Source organism: Zobellia sp. B3R18, assembly GCF_018860715.1.
Taxonomy (GTDB): Bacteria; Bacteroidota; Bacteroidia; order Flavobacteriales; family Flavobacteriaceae; genus Zobellia; species Zobellia russellii.
Window position 1 is genome coordinate 46512 of sequence record NZ_JAHKQG010000003.1, and the last position, 13430, is coordinate 59941.

The 13430-nt window shown below is 38.5% G+C and carries 16 protein-coding genes; 9 read left to right on the forward strand and 7 right to left on the reverse strand.

The window, feature by feature from the left end; all coding sequences use genetic code 11:
- The first annotated feature begins 18 nt into the window (after positions 1-18).
- From hisH to hisIE, 5 genes are all read left to right on the forward strand, one after another.
- Entirely contained in the window at positions 19-606 is a 588-nt protein-coding gene (gene hisH / locus KO513_RS01170; RefSeq protein WP_215911927.1) for an imidazole glycerol phosphate synthase subunit HisH, read from the forward strand.
- Between the two features lie 76 nt (positions 607-682).
- Positions 683-1450 (forward strand): 1-(5-phosphoribosyl)-5-[(5-phosphoribosylamino)methylideneamino]imidazole-4-carboxamide isomerase, encoded by a 768-nt coding sequence (gene hisA, locus KO513_RS01175; protein ID WP_215911928.1) that lies wholly within the window; start codon positions 683-685, stop codon positions 1448-1450.
- Positions 1451-1524: 74 nt separating this feature from the next.
- Positions 1525-2280, forward strand: coding sequence for an imidazole glycerol phosphate synthase subunit HisF (gene hisF, locus KO513_RS01180; RefSeq protein WP_038232713.1), 756 nt, complete (start codon positions 1525-1527; stop codon positions 2278-2280).
- Positions 2281-2308: 28 nt separating this feature from the next.
- Positions 2309-3001, forward strand: a complete 693-nt coding sequence (locus KO513_RS01185; protein ID WP_215911929.1) for an aspartate/glutamate racemase family protein — start codon at positions 2309-2311, stop codon at positions 2999-3001.
- 10 nt (positions 3002-3011) lie between these two features.
- Positions 3012-3611 carry a bifunctional phosphoribosyl-AMP cyclohydrolase/phosphoribosyl-ATP diphosphatase HisIE gene (gene hisIE / locus KO513_RS01190; RefSeq protein ID WP_215911930.1) on the forward strand — a complete coding sequence of 200 codons (600 nt, stop codon included), beginning with the start codon at positions 3012-3014 and terminating at the stop codon, positions 3609-3611.
- 5 nt (positions 3612-3616) lie between these two features.
- Here the strand turns inward: hisIE and KO513_RS01195 are convergent, their stop codons facing one another.
- The 4 genes from KO513_RS01195 to KO513_RS01210 form a co-directional block, all read right to left on the reverse strand.
- On the reverse strand, positions 3617-4342 hold the full coding sequence (locus KO513_RS01195; protein ID WP_215911931.1) for a head GIN domain-containing protein: 726 nt from the start codon (positions 4340-4342) through the stop codon (positions 3617-3619).
- Between the two features lie 56 nt (positions 4343-4398).
- A complete protein-coding gene (locus tag KO513_RS01200) occupies positions 4399-4593 on the reverse strand; it encodes a hypothetical protein (RefSeq protein WP_215442118.1) in 195 nt (64 codons plus the stop codon).
- Positions 4590-5255 carry a hypothetical protein gene (locus KO513_RS01205; protein ID WP_215911932.1) on the reverse strand — a complete coding sequence of 222 codons (666 nt, stop codon included), beginning with the start codon at positions 5253-5255 and terminating at the stop codon, positions 4590-4592. The genes KO513_RS01200 and KO513_RS01205 overlap by 4 nt, the downstream gene beginning before the upstream one ends.
- A gap of 117 nt (positions 5256-5372) precedes the next feature.
- Positions 5373-5690, reverse strand: coding sequence for a winged helix-turn-helix transcriptional regulator (locus tag KO513_RS01210; RefSeq protein ID WP_215442120.1), 318 nt, complete (start codon positions 5688-5690; stop codon positions 5373-5375).
- A 119-nt stretch (positions 5691-5809) separates the two neighbouring features.
- On the opposite strand from KO513_RS01210, the gene KO513_RS01215 reads away from it, so the two are divergent.
- Together KO513_RS01215 and KO513_RS01220 are read left to right on the forward strand one after the other, a co-directional pair.
- Positions 5810-6322 (forward strand): lactoylglutathione lyase family protein, encoded by a 513-nt coding sequence (locus KO513_RS01215; RefSeq protein ID WP_215442121.1) that lies wholly within the window; start codon positions 5810-5812, stop codon positions 6320-6322.
- Between the two features lie 198 nt (positions 6323-6520).
- On the forward strand, positions 6521-7531 hold the full coding sequence (locus KO513_RS01220; RefSeq protein WP_215911933.1) for a hypothetical protein: 1011 nt from the start codon (positions 6521-6523) through the stop codon (positions 7529-7531).
- 72 nt (positions 7532-7603) lie between these two features.
- Here KO513_RS01220 and KO513_RS01225 read toward each other — a convergent pair whose 3' ends face one another.
- The 3 genes from KO513_RS01225 to KO513_RS01235 are packed head-to-tail and all read right to left on the reverse strand — an operon-like array spanning position 7604 to position 9757.
- Positions 7604-8692 (reverse strand): hypothetical protein, encoded by a 1089-nt coding sequence (locus KO513_RS01225; RefSeq protein WP_215911934.1) that lies wholly within the window; start codon positions 8690-8692, stop codon positions 7604-7606.
- Positions 8676-9215 (reverse strand): hypothetical protein, encoded by a 540-nt coding sequence (locus tag KO513_RS01230; RefSeq protein ID WP_215911935.1) that lies wholly within the window; start codon positions 9213-9215, stop codon positions 8676-8678. The genes KO513_RS01225 and KO513_RS01230 overlap by 17 nt, the downstream gene beginning before the upstream one ends.
- Entirely contained in the window at positions 9215-9757 is a 543-nt protein-coding gene (locus tag KO513_RS01235) for an RNA polymerase sigma factor (protein WP_252735639.1), read from the reverse strand. The genes KO513_RS01230 and KO513_RS01235 overlap by 1 nt, the downstream gene beginning before the upstream one ends.
- Before the next feature lie 244 nt (positions 9758-10001).
- On the opposite strand from KO513_RS01235, the gene KO513_RS01240 reads away from it, so the two are divergent.
- Complete coding sequence (locus tag KO513_RS01240) at positions 10002-12410, forward strand: TonB-dependent receptor (protein ID WP_215911936.1); 2409 nt, start codon at positions 10002-10004, stop codon at positions 12408-12410.
- A 4-nt stretch (positions 12411-12414) separates the two neighbouring features.
- Positions 12415-13260, forward strand: coding sequence for a DUF4249 domain-containing protein (locus tag KO513_RS01245; protein WP_215911937.1), 846 nt, complete (start codon positions 12415-12417; stop codon positions 13258-13260).
- Positions 13261-13430: the final 170 nt, after the last annotated feature.

Sequence of the window (13430 nt, forward strand, 5' to 3'; positions counted from 1 at the left end):
ATATTCAATGCTAAATAAATGAAAATAGTAATTATAAATTACGGTGCAGGAAATATTCAGAGCATCAAATTCGCTATTAAGCGTTTGGGCTACGAAGCTGTTCTGAGTAGTGATGTAGAGGAGATTCAATCTGCTGATAAAGTTATTTTTCCCGGTGTAGGAGAGGCCAGTAGTGCCATGACAAAATTGAGGGAAAGTGGTCTTGATAAGATAGTTCCAAATTTAAAACAACCTGTTTTAGGTATCTGTTTGGGAATGCAGCTCATGTGTCATTCTTCGGAAGAAGGCAACACCACCGGCTTAGGTATTTTTGATGTAGATGTGGTAAAGTTCAATAACGGGGTTAAAGTGCCGCAGATTGGTTGGAACCAGATAACAAATTTAAAGTCAGGGCTTTTCAAAGGAATAGATGACAAAGAGCACATTTATTTGGTACACAGTTTTTATGCGCCATTATGTGAAGAAACCATTGCACAATCTGAATACGGACTAAAATACAGCGCTGCGTTGGCCAAGGATAATTTTTACGGCACCCAATTTCACCCGGAAAAAAGTAGTGGTGTAGGCGAAAAGATTCTGGAGAATTTTCTTAATCGTATTGATTAATGAGTTTAGAGATTCTTATAATTAAACTGAAATTTATAGATTTTACTAACTACTTAATCCCTTTTATAAAAAAAATATGAGAATAATACCCGCAATAGATATCATAGATGGTAAGTGTGTACGTCTTTCAAAAGGAGATTACGACACCAAAAAAATATACAATGAGAATCCGTTAGAGGTAGCCAAGGCCTTTGAGGCACATGGTATTCAATATTTACATTTAGTAGATTTAGACGGCGCTAAGAGCAAGCATATTGTAAACCATAAAATTTTGGAACAAATAGCTTGTGGAACTATGTTGAATATAGATTTTGGAGGCGGACTCAAATCCGATGATGATTTGCGTATTGCGTTTGAGAGTGGTGCCAATCAGATAACCGGAGGGAGCATTGCCGTTAAGGATAAGGAAACCTTTTCAGGCTGGATTCAGACCTATGGTGCCGAAAAAATTATTTTAGGTGCCGATGCCAAGGATGAAAAAGTAGCGGTTTCAGGCTGGCAGGAAGAATCTACGGAAGAATTGATTCCGTTTATTTCCGAGTATCAAGAAAAGGGAATCGCTTATGTAATCTGTACGGATATTTCCAAAGACGGTATGCTAGAAGGTCCTTCTTTCGACTTATATAAAAAGATTTTGGAAGAATGTAAGGTTAATATGAGCGAAGTTGGTGGAAATGTTACCCAAGGCCTAAAATTGATTGCAAGTGGCGGAATATCAACTTTTGATGAACTGCCAAGACTTGCCGAAATGGGTTGTGAGGGAACAATCATTGGTAAAGCTATTTATGAAAATAGAATCAGCTTAAAGCAGTTAGAGGATTTTATCCTGCAAATAAGAGGTTAATCTTAAAGGGAGTAAACTAATGAACGGAGGAGTAGAGGTTTTTGAAATCCTTTTCAAAGTTCAAATTTTAAAATATGTTAGCAAAACGAATAGTTCCTTGTTTGGATATAAAAGATGGTAGAACGGTAAAGGGCGTAAACTTTGTTGATTTACGTGATGCCGGAGACCCAGTTGAACTGGCCGAAATTTACAGTAGGGAAGGAGCCGATGAGCTTGTTTTCTTAGATATATCGGCCACGGAGCAAAAACGTAAGACCTTGGCAGATTTGGTATACCGTGTGGCGGAAAAGGTTAATATTCCGTTTACTGTAGGTGGTGGAATTTCTTCGGTTGAAGATGTTGATATTCTATTGCAGAATGGCGCGGATAAAGTATCTATTAATTCATCAGCGGTAAAAAATCCGCAATTGATCAATGACTTGGTTGCAAAATTTGGATCGCAGTGTATTGTGGTCGCCATTGATGCCAAACAAATTGATGGCGAATGGATTGTTCATTTAGTAGGCGGAAAAGTTCCAACCGAACGTAAACTGTTTGAATGGGCCAAAGAAGTTGAGGAACGTGGTGCTGGTGAAATTCTATTTACTTCAATGGACCATGACGGAACCAAAGATGGCTTTGCCAACGAAGCTTTGAGTAAACTAAGTACGGAATTGAACATTCCTATAATTGCATCCGGAGGCGCAGGTAATATGCAGCATTTTACGGATACCTTTGTGGAGGGTAAAGCTGATGCGGCCCTTGCAGCCAGTGTTTTTCATTTTAAGGAAATCGGTATTAAAGATTTAAAAGAAGAATTAAAGGAAAACGGTATTCCGGTCCGGTTATAAAATTTTTGGCTGATAAAGATTTAAAGTGATGAAAAAAATTGGACTTATAGGGGGTATTACTTGGCAATCTACCCAATTGTATTACGAGTTGTTAAATACCAAGGTAGCGGAGCTTCTAGGCGATAAAAATTCCTGTAGCTGCATTATTGAGTCCGTCAATTTTTCTGAAATATCGGATAAACAAGGTAAAGGCGATTGGGATTCGTTGCACGAAAAGATGTCCAATATAGCCTTGGGATTACAAAATGCGGGAGCAGAAATACTTTTGATCTGTGCCAATACCATGCACCTGAGTGTCCCTAAAATAGAAGAGAAAATAGAAATACCGGTATTACATATTGCCGAAGTTGCAGGGGAAGCCGTCAAATCTAAAGGGTGTAAAAAAGTACTGCTATTGGGAACCAAGTATACCATGGAGCTGGATTTCTATAAAGACATCTTGAAAAATAAGTTTGGTATAGAGGTATTGATTCCTTTAGCAGAAGACAGAGATACGGTTCATGGGGTAATTTATAATGAGCTCGCTAAAGGAATCATTAGCGAAGAATCAAAAAATAAATATTTAGATATTATTGGCAAGGCCCAAAAAGAAGGCGCAGAAGGCGTAATTTTGGGTTGTACCGAAATACCGTTGTTGATACAGCAAAAGGACTGTGATATTGCGGTAATAGATACTACTTTGGAACATGCGTACGCCGCGGTAAATTTTGCCCTTGCTTAAAACAAACAGAATGAAAATAGATTTTAATAAAAACGAAGACGGACTAGTGCCTGCTATAATTCAAGATGCAGTAACTAAGAATGTGTTGATGTTAGGTTATATGAACCAAGAGGCTTTTGATAAAACGCAAGAGACCAAAAAGGTAACCTTCTATAGCCGTACAAAAAAGCGTTTATGGACCAAGGGTGAGGAGAGCGGAAACTTTCTTGAGCTTCTTGATATCAAGAATGATTGTGATAATGATACGTTGTTGATTTCCGTTAAACCCATAGGGCCAACATGTCACACCGGTTCCGATACGTGTTGGAATGGAGAAAACACCTCAAACTTTGGTTTTTTCTCTCAGCTGGAAGAAGTTATTAAACAGCGTCGTGAAGCTTCGGATTCGAGTAAATCATACGTTGCCTCTTTATTTGAAAAAGGCATTAACAAAATAGCCCAAAAGGTTGGGGAGGAAGCGGTGGAAACTGTAATAGAGGCCATGGATGATAACGATGACCTCTTTTTATATGAAAGTGCCGATTTGCTTTTTCACTACCTAATGTTACTTCAGGCAAAAGGTTTTACCTTAAAAGACATAGAAGCAGAACTGGTAAAGCGACACAAATAGTCGTTTTACTTGTTCCTGTTTTTTAATTGCGAAGCCCCCTTAATGCGTTCGTGGTTAATGACAGCGGTACCTTTATAGTTTAAAGTACTTGCTCCTGTAGCTTCCACGTTTATTGATTCCGTTGCGGTAAGAAAAGCTTCACTTGCTCCGGAGAGGTCAATATCAAGTCGTTCAACTTCAAGATCGTAATCCCGTAAATCACTACTTCCGGAGAGGTCTGCATGGAAAGATTTTACCTGCCCATAAACATCGGCCTCAGAAGCTCCACCCATATCAACATCAAGATAGTCCGCTATAATTTCGCCGGTTATATCCGAAGCTCCTGAAAGTTCTATCTTTGCTCTTGCAATGTCCCAAGGGTTTTCAAGGGTTACACTTGCCGCCCCTGAAAGGTCAAATTCCGAAATGTTCTTAGCGGTTACAAATGCTTTCAAAGTAGGGTTGCCGGCAACCGTTGTATACTTTTTTAACTTAATGATAAGCTCGTCTCCTTCTCGGGCCACTACAATACGTTCGTGTAGATTTTCATTCGCTTCAATTCTAATCTGTTCTTCTTCATCCGAAAAAGTAACGTAGACATCAAAGGCATTGGAAACTTTTAATTGATCATAATCGGAAATTGTCAAATCTTTGGTGGTGATTTCACCTGAAGCTTTTATGTGATCATAATCACAGGAGGTTAAAATTAGGCATACCATAGCCATGGCGATGAACATCGTTCTTGTTTTCATTTTTGATTGATTTTAAGCTTGCTCTATAGCAAAGCAGGTTGATGAATTGTACTGTTTTAGGCGTGAGTTAAACGCTCTTGTAGCTGCACCACGGGAATCCACTGAAAGTTGATGGGAGACCACTCTACTTCCACTGTGGAATTACTGGTGAAATTGTTCTTAAGAAACACTTGATTGTTTTCACTGAATACGTGCTGTGTTTCGATTACGTCATGACAATGTGCGCAAATTCCTTTGTTCGTTGCTTTCATTGGATGTTCTTTTTATAGCGGTTTCTACCCATGTTAAAAATGCCCACCTTTATTCCTAGTCCGGCAGAGAAGCCGTTTATGCGGGTAGTACGTGTTGGGGGAAGTTCTATTCTACTGGAAAATCTGTATTTTACACCTGCTTCCAATTGCAGATAGCGGGAGACATTAAAGAGAGCACTTATTCCTGGTTCGGCCACGAAGACTACATCAAAATCGTCTTCGGTAAGTTCTTCTTCATAATCTTCGTCATGAAAGTTATTTTCAATATAGCCTACACCACCGGCACCTACCAATAGTGGAAATGAAAGGTTTACGCGCTTTTTGCTAAAAAAAATAGGCTCTAGATGAAGACCTCCGTAAGCTCCTATTAAATCTTCGTTGCGAGAAAGACTATTGTTAAATACATCCTGTTCTGAATAAAGAAAGGTACCTGCAAAACCAACCTCAAATTGTTGGTTGGCCACATAGGCAACTTTTAATCCGCCGGTAAAAGAAGGTTCGCCATCTATCTCTCCGGCGCCAAGGTCAAGTCCCAAATAAACCCCATGCACCACATTATTGCGGTCGTTGAACTCTAGGTATTCGTCAGATTCATCTTGTCCAAAACTTGAAAAGGTAACTCCTGATACAAGAAAAAGGAGACTCATTTTAAGTAGTTTCATCACTGTTCGTTTTTCGATTGATTACCTAATAGACAACCGAAACCCTAAAAAGTTGCATATAAAATGAATTTTTTTTGAAAAAAAATTTTACATACATTAAAACAAATGTAAATAGGCTCATTTTCTTTGTTGATGGTCTTGTGCTCCCCATTCATCCAAACTCCTTAAAATACCTTCAAGGGATTTACCTCTTTCACTTAAATCATATTCCACCCGTGGGGGCACGACGGGAAAAATTTTACGGTCAACAAGTCCATCTTTTTCTAATTCGCGTACTGTTTGGGTAAACATCTTATTGGAAATACCCGGCACTTTCTTTTGTAAAACTCCCGAACGCAATGGGCCTTCTAAAAGATGAAACAATACTAAAGGTTTCCATTTGGTGCCTATTAAATTCATTGTATAATCTAAAGGACAGTATTTTGTTGAAATCATATTTTGTATTAACTATTTGTAAATCAATAATTAACCCTTTTTGGTAACTATAGTACTTTTAGGTAAGTTATTGTTGTTAAGGTAAATATAGTCTTAATTTGTGCTATAAAATATAAGTTATGAATACAAATAGGGATTACCCCAAATCATTCTCACATATTGGAATTACCGTGCCAAAAATAGAAGAAGCAGTTAAATTTTATTCTGAAGTGATGGGATGGTATGTAATTATGCCTCCATCTAAAGTAAAAAAAGAGGCGGATACAGCTATTGGTCAGATGTGTATAGATGTATTTGGTGAAGATTGGGAAGAGTTTGAAATTGCACACATGTCTACTTCCGATGGTGTTGGCATAGAGTTGTTTTCCTTTCCGCATGGTGTAAAAGAAGCTCCGGAATTTAATCCGTTCAATACAGGCTTATTCCATTTTTGTATACAAGACCCTAATATTGAAGATTTGGTAACTAAAATTGTGGAGTATGGAGGTAAGCAACGCATGCCCATACGCTCTTATTACCCTAACGAAAAGCCATATAGGATGTGTTATGTAGAAGACCCGTTCGGTATAGTATTTGAAATATATACGCATAGTTATGAGCTTACGTATTCCTCTGGGGCGTACACTAGCTAGAAATGTATATGCATTTTGTAAAGCGATTGGTTTGTTATCAAATCAATCGCTTTTTTGTAACTATGGATGATTCATTAAATACTATAAAAAACACCGTAAAATTGATTTCTTGTTAACTTATAGCATCAATTTTTTAATTAATTTTAGCTTATAATCAGTCTGTTGCATCTGGTAACGAACATTAACCGACCAACCAAAATGAAGATTATAGGTTCTTTTTCCAAACTTTTAACAGTAACTCTGGTGTGGTTTTTATCTACGTCTTTCATAGGTAGCCCAATGGACAATCTGGTTTCATCCAATGAACCACAAATACTGGAGTTTAATGTAGACGGACTTTACTTTGCGGAGTTCTACGACTATATTTTTAAAGGCCATTTTGAAGAGATAACAATGAAACGCGAGGATATGGAATTTCTAATGATTTTTGGTCAATACCTTAGGGCATATGGTGGTCGTTGTGCAAAATACCTACCGGAAGACAAGGTTGAGATTATGGATCAGGTATGCGCCACAGAAGAAATAACTAGAGATGGTTTTGGTACGGAAATCAGTCGGGTTTGCGTACGTTATGAATGGGTAGGCTCCGGACTTTATGCACGCCCTGATTTGTACGAAGCTAAAATGGAAGTTGAGGGCATACAGCGTTCAGATGGTTTGCGTACTACCATGCAAATGATTCTAGACCCAAATGCAATGGGGAATTCCGTGGATATGATTCACAAGACAAAAGGACTTCAAAATGATATGGTTCAACTGTATAAATTGAATGCTTGTGATAGCCCGGGATTAAGACGCTTTGAAGAAAATCTGAAGCGTTTTGCGTTAAACGAAGCCTCAATTCGAGCCAAGGAAAGAAGCAAGTATACTGAGATGAAGGCGTCTGGAGGACCTACTGGCACTCAGAATTTTACAAAATTGGTAGATGACTTGGTGGGTAATCAGGCTAAAACCTGGGCATTTAACCGCTATGTGGCGGGTAGTGTATCTGGGGTAACCGTATCTTCACGAGATGGTCAAGGCAGACCCACTCAGTTAAGTGCAGGTTATACCTATTCAGGTTTTAGCGGAAATAGTAAGGGTTCGGTTCGTATTACTTTTGAAAACGGACTTCCTAAGTGTATCTATTTCTTTGATTTCCCTCAAAACTGTAAAACGCCCAATAGCAGTATTTCGGCCTCTTATGCCCAAGGGGATTATGCTGAGTAATTTTTTTTTATAGTTCGAAAAGGAATCGTACTCAATTCTCACTACTCACTACTCTTTGCTCAATACTAATCACTATAGCTCCTTCAATAAAACTACTCCTTTGTTTCCAGTAATAGAAATACGCCCTATTGGATTTTTACCGTAAGTGGCTTTAATTTCCCGTAGTTTCTTGCCTTTGTCCAGTATTTGGGAGTCTACTTCATAAAATGATTTTGGTAAACGCACCAAGCCTTCTTCTACCGTTGCCATAAATTGGTGGGGAAAGTCCGTAATGTTAAGACTTACTTCCGATGATTCTTGTTCAATGGCAATTTTACTACTAGGGTTTATGATGTTCTCCACTGAAAAATCCGATATTTTTAAAATCAGGTCAATGTCATTCGCTAAGCGACCTAAGCGTAGGTTACTGAATTTAAGCATTCCGTACAATGTGTTTACTTCTTCAAGGTCTACTTCGTCTTTATTTGAATAAAACTCTAAAGAACCAACCGTATGCAGGTCTATTTCACTACCTGCACTGTTCAGTCGCATGGTTTTGGAATCGTCCATATCAAGTCCTCCATTTTTCAGGTCCAGGTTGCCGTAATTGATATTTTTGGCCCTAAGCCTTCCGTATTTGATTACCACATCGGCTTTGTTCAGGTTGTCATTGATCCACATATCGCCATGCTGCACATCGGCTTTTAAAATACCGATCCAGTCTTCAATAAAAACATCACCAAACTTATTTATGATTTCCAGTTCAGCCTTTTCCGGCATATACACTTTGTAATCTATTTGAACATTACTTCGATCAAAGTCAAAAGGGTTGGCCTTATCAAAAAGGTTGGAAAAGAATCCCGAGCTGGTCTCACCAATTTCATAGCCCATAGAAATAAAGTTTTCACTATCCTTGATTACGGGGCGTATGCGCTCCAAAAGTTCTTGGGCATTGTCTTTCTTTTTATGGGTAACCGTAATATTAACGGTAATGGAGACCTCGTTTTTTGTCCACCCATAGATGTTTACGTTGCCGTATTTATTATCCAAATGAACTTCACCTGCATTGGTAAACCCATATGTTTTTGTTACTTTTTTAGACACCTTTTCCTGCGCCATGACCGGAAGGCCAAAGACTATCGCCGCAGCGAAAAGGAGCAGTTTTTTATAAAGTGTATCCATAGTCGTCATCATTTAATTTTGATTCGTTTAACTGGCGCAAAAGATTCTCTATGAGTTCTATGCGCTTTCTGTAGTTGGAAACAATGGCTTCCAATACTAGTTCGTTATCTAGGTTGTTTTGCATTTCCAACTTTAGTTGGTCATATTCCTTATCTAGGTCATCCATAAAGGATAGAAATTCGGCTTTATCCGCATCCGAGAGATTCTCATTTTTCTGCACCAATTGCACTTGGTAGGATACCAAACCTTGGTAGTGCATATCTATATCCTGTAGTTCTTTGGAAACAAAAGTGTCTTCATTGGCAGAGTTACCTAAAAAGGTTAGGCCAATAAGGCTTGAGATACCCAAAACGATAAGTACACTTGCCGCAACCTTAAATATGGGTGACTTCCATAGGGGAACCACTTTTGCCCGAGGTGGGTCTAGTTTAGCTTCTATATTGGCCCAGAGCTTGGCACGGTCCGCTTTGTGGTCATCAAATGCCGCCCTGTTTTCTCTGATATGTTTTTCAAAATTGTCCATTATAATGTGTTTATAATTTCAACGAGTTTCTTTTTTGCCCTGTGGTACTGAGATTTTGAAGTAGAGGTTGAAATGCCCAATACTTCGCCTATTTCCATATGGTCATAGCCTTCCAACAAGTACAGATTAATTATATTTTTATACCCCAAAGGCAGTTTTTCTATACCTCTTTTTACCTTTTCCACATCCATTTTATCTACCGGTTCGTTGCTCGGTTCTTCCGTAAGGTGATATTCATGGTCGTCCATTGCAGAAAGGGGTAGTCGTTTGACTTTTAAATGATTAATGCTTTTGTTGATGACTATTCGTTTAAGCCATGCTCCAAAGGTGCTTTCGTATTTAAAGTTGTGTAAATTCTTGAATGCATCTACAAAGCTGTCCTGTACAATATCTTCCGCGTCTTCTTTTATCCCCAAAAATCGCATACCAATATTGTACATGGCATCTACATAGAGTTCGTACAGTTGGTACTGTGCGTTTCTATCGCCAGACTTGCTATTTTCAACAAGTGATTTGTGCCTAAAACGAATATCGGTTTCCAATTAATTTAAGAGGGTTGATTGTACTCTAAATTACATTTCAATAACAAAGACAAGCAAAAGTTGCAAGGGTTGCATTTGGTGAGAAATATTTAACACTAAGGTATAAATATACGGGTACTTATCCTTTGGCTATGTATTAGCTTCGCAACTTTAATCATTTTAAATAAAAATGAACAGGCATGCAACCTTCTTAAAAACCAGTTGTCCATAGAGGTGTTCATCAATCAAAACTAAAAAAAGTAAAATGACAAAAAAAGTAACGAATAGTTTATGGGCATTACGGTTAACGGCCGTTCTGAGCGTACTGCTATTATTGATAAGCGCACATGGTTTTGCGCAAGAGAGTTATACCGTAAGTGGTAAAATTAGTGATAAGGCAGATGGCGAAACCCTCTTTGGGGCTTCCGTATTTTTGGAAGGAACCACAATTGGGGTGGTTACCAATGAGTACGGGTTTTATTCCATTACCGCTCCAAAAGGAGAGTACCGCTTGCTTATTTCCTATATGGGATATGCAGAAATGTACCAAGAAGTAATTTTGGATAGAAACCAAAAGTTCAATTTTGAAATCTCGGAATTGTCTACTGAACTAGAGGAAGTTGTGGTTACGGCAGACGAACCTGAAAGAGCAATTTTACGTAAACCGGAAATGAGCGTGGTTAAAATGAACATTGCCACCGTAAAACAAATGCCCGTAGTTTTAGGGGAAGTAGATATTTTAAAATCGCTACAGATGCTCCCTGGCGTGACCAATAATGGGGAGGGCACCGGTGGCTTTCATGTACGTGGGGGCGCAGGAGACCAGAACCTGGTGCTGTTGGATGAGGCCATTATTTATAATACCTCGCATATGTTCGGTTTTTTCTCTGTTTTTAATGCAGATGCCATTAAGGATGTAAAATTGTACAAAGGAGGTATTCCGGCCAGATATGGCGGAAGGGTGTCATCCGTATTGGATGTGCGCCAAAAAGATGGTAATAGTAAGCAGTTTGCAGCAACAGGAGGAATTGGAATAATTTCTAGCAGATTGGCTCTAGAAGGCCCTTTGTTCAAAGAAAAAGGTTCCTTCTTAATAGCTGGGAGACGTTCATATGCGGACCTCTTGTTAAAGGCGGCCGGAGAAGATAATAGCGTTAGTTTTTACGATTTAAACTTAAAAACGAACTACAAAATCAATGCGAACAATAGGTTGTTTCTTTCGGGTTATTTTGGAAGGGATGCCTTTGAGTTGGGTGAAAACTTCACCAGTAGCTATGGAAATTCAACAGGTAACTTACGTTGGAACCATATCTTTAATGCCAAGCTTTTCTCCAACCTATCTGCGGTTTACAGTAAATATGATTATGATTTAGGAATTACAACTGCAGAGTTTGACTGGGTTTCTTCAATCACAAATTATAACCTGAAGTATGATTTTAAATACTACTTCAGTGATAAGTTTAAGTTGGATTTTGGAGCAAGTGGCATATACTATGACTTTGATCCTGGTGAAATTAGGCCTACTTCAGAAACATCTGCCGTAAACCCTCTCAAACTTGATCAAAAAAGAGCTTTGGAAAGTGGGGTATATGTAAATGCCGAGCATAAACTAACGGATAAATTAACGGCACAATACGGATTGCGTTATAGCGCTTTCTCAAGATTAGGTGGTCAGCCTATGGTTGATTATGCCAATAATCAACCGGTGGTCTACAATTCTGAATTGGGTATCTACCAGCGTGGTACGCCTATAGGGGAGACCAATTATGAAAAAGGAGATGCCATAGAAAAATTTGGCAATTTAGAACCAAGGGCTTCGCTAGCGTATATATTAAACGAAAACTCTTCATTAAAAGTCGGCTTTTCTAGAGTGGCACAATACATTCATTTATTGTCCAATACATCTTCTGCAACGCCATTGGACGTGTGGACGCCAAGCGGACAGTTCATAAAACCGCAATTGTCCAATCAATATGCATTGGGGTATTTTAGAAACTTCAAGGATAAAGCCTATTCTATGGAGGCAGAAGTGTATTTTAAAAATACCGATAACAGAATCGATTATATTGACGGATCCGATTTAATAGGTCAAAACACTATTGAAACCGAAATTTTAACGGGTGAATCAAGAGCGTATGGTCTGGAGTTGTTACTTCGTAAAAACGAGGGTGATTTTACTGGATGGATTGCCTATACATTATCAAAATCCGAACAACGTACTCCAGGAGGTATAGCTGGTGGCCTAGGAATTAATAATGGCGAATGGTACAATACCCCATACGATAGAACACATGATATTTCTATTTCAGGATCATATAAGTTGAATGAAAAATTAAGTTTTGGTGCCAATCTTGTTTTTCAAACTGGTAGACCGGTAACCTACCCAAACGGGCAGTATGAGTACGAAGGGATTTCTGTGGCCAGTTATGCCGATAGAAATTCTGATCGCTTACCCGCTTACCATCGCTTAGATTTATCCGTGAATTATAAACCGAATAGAAAACCACAAAATAGACTTAAGGGAGAGTGGGTGTTAGGTATTTACAATGCATATAATCGTAAAAATGCGGCCTCTATTTCCTTTGGTCAAAACTTGGAGACCGGTGCAAACGAAGCTACCAGAACCGCCATTTTTGGAATTGTTCCTTCCTTAACTTATAACTTTAAATTTTAAAAAAATGCGTAATTACATAAAAATAACAGCACTCTCTTTGATGGGGTTACTAACATCCTGTACGGATGTTGTTGATGTAGAAGTTCAGCAAGGCCCGACCCGTTTGGTGATTCAAGCATCGCTAGATTGGGAGAAAGGTACTACGGGAAACGAACAGCTGGTGAAGCTGAGCACCTCAACCGAATTTTTTGATACAACGAACAACACTGCCGTTACGGGAGCATCGGTTTCGGTGACCAATGACGCCAGTGGAGCGGAATTTATTTTTACCGATCAGAATAATGGAGAATATACTACCACTGAGTTTGTGCCTGTTTTAAATCAGTCGTACACCTTAAATGTTGTTCATGACGGAGAAACCTATACTGCACAGGAAACGTTGATGCCCGTTACGGATATTACGGATTTGTACCAAGATAGGGAAGATGGTTTTGACGATGAAGAATTGGAGTTACATGTTGAGTTTACGGACCCAGCCAATGAAGAGAATTACTATTTCTTTAAATTTCAAAGAGAAGGAGACCTACTACCTGAGTTTGAAGTAGGGGACGATGAATTCGTTAACGGAAATGAAATTGATTGGTGGTATGAACTAGAAGAAGATGAGGATACCGATAAAATTGATGTTTTAAAGCCTGGAGATGTGGTGGCCATAGAAATGTACGGTATTTCTGAAGCGTATTATGATTACATGGATATTTTAATTGATCAAATAGGTGGTGTTGATATTTTTTCGGCTACGCCTGTAGCGGTAAAAGGTAACTGCATCAACTTAACAAATCCCGATAATTACGCCCATGGCTATTTTAGGCTAACGGAAGTAAACAGAACAAGCTATACGTTTGAGTAAATTAAGTATGGAATATTTAGTGGTTAGTAGTTAGTATTGAGTTTTTGGCTTAAAAGTGAACGTTATGGGGTTTTCTGTAGGTAGTGTAATATTCTTTTTAAGATAAATAATTGCTGCAAACTTGTTTGCTTAAATTTAATATCATTAAATTCTACTAACTACTAACTACT

Coding starts and splice junctions, on each gene's coding strand:
- hisH (WP_215911927.1), top strand. CDS start 19: ATGAAAATAGTAATTATAAATTACGGTGCAGGAAATATTCAGAGCATC.
- KO513_RS01185 (WP_215911929.1), top strand. CDS start 2,309: ATGAAAAAAATTGGACTTATAGGGGGTATTACTTGGCAATCTACCCAA.
- KO513_RS01200 (WP_215442118.1), bottom strand. CDS start 4,593: ATGAAAGCAACGAACAAAGGAATTTGCGCACATTGTCATGACGTAATC.
- KO513_RS01215 (WP_215442121.1), top strand. CDS start 5,810: ATGAATACAAATAGGGATTACCCCAAATCATTCTCACATATTGGAATT.
- hisA (WP_215911928.1), top strand. CDS start 683: ATGAGAATAATACCCGCAATAGATATCATAGATGGTAAGTGTGTACGT.
- KO513_RS01225 (WP_215911934.1), bottom strand. CDS start 8,692: ATGGATACACTTTATAAAAAACTGCTCCTTTTCGCTGCGGCGATAGTC.
- KO513_RS01195 (WP_215911931.1), bottom strand. CDS start 4,342: ATGAAAACAAGAACGATGTTCATCGCCATGGCTATGGTATGCCTAATT.
- hisF (WP_038232713.1), top strand. CDS start 1,525: ATGTTAGCAAAACGAATAGTTCCTTGTTTGGATATAAAAGATGGTAGA.
- KO513_RS01220 (WP_215911933.1), top strand. CDS start 6,521: ATGAAGATTATAGGTTCTTTTTCCAAACTTTTAACAGTAACTCTGGTG.
- KO513_RS01210 (WP_215442120.1), bottom strand. CDS start 5,690: ATGATTTCAACAAAATACTGTCCTTTAGATTATACAATGAATTTAATA.
- KO513_RS01205 (WP_215911932.1), bottom strand. CDS start 5,255: ATGAAACTACTTAAAATGAGTCTCCTTTTTCTTGTATCAGGAGTTACC.
- KO513_RS01230 (WP_215911935.1), bottom strand. CDS start 9,215: ATGGACAATTTTGAAAAACATATCAGAGAAAACAGGGCGGCATTTGAT.
- hisIE (WP_215911930.1), top strand. CDS start 3,012: ATGAAAATAGATTTTAATAAAAACGAAGACGGACTAGTGCCTGCTATA.
- KO513_RS01240 (WP_215911936.1), top strand. CDS start 10,002: ATGACAAAAAAAGTAACGAATAGTTTATGGGCATTACGGTTAACGGCC.
- KO513_RS01245 (WP_215911937.1), top strand. CDS start 12,415: ATGCGTAATTACATAAAAATAACAGCACTCTCTTTGATGGGGTTACTA.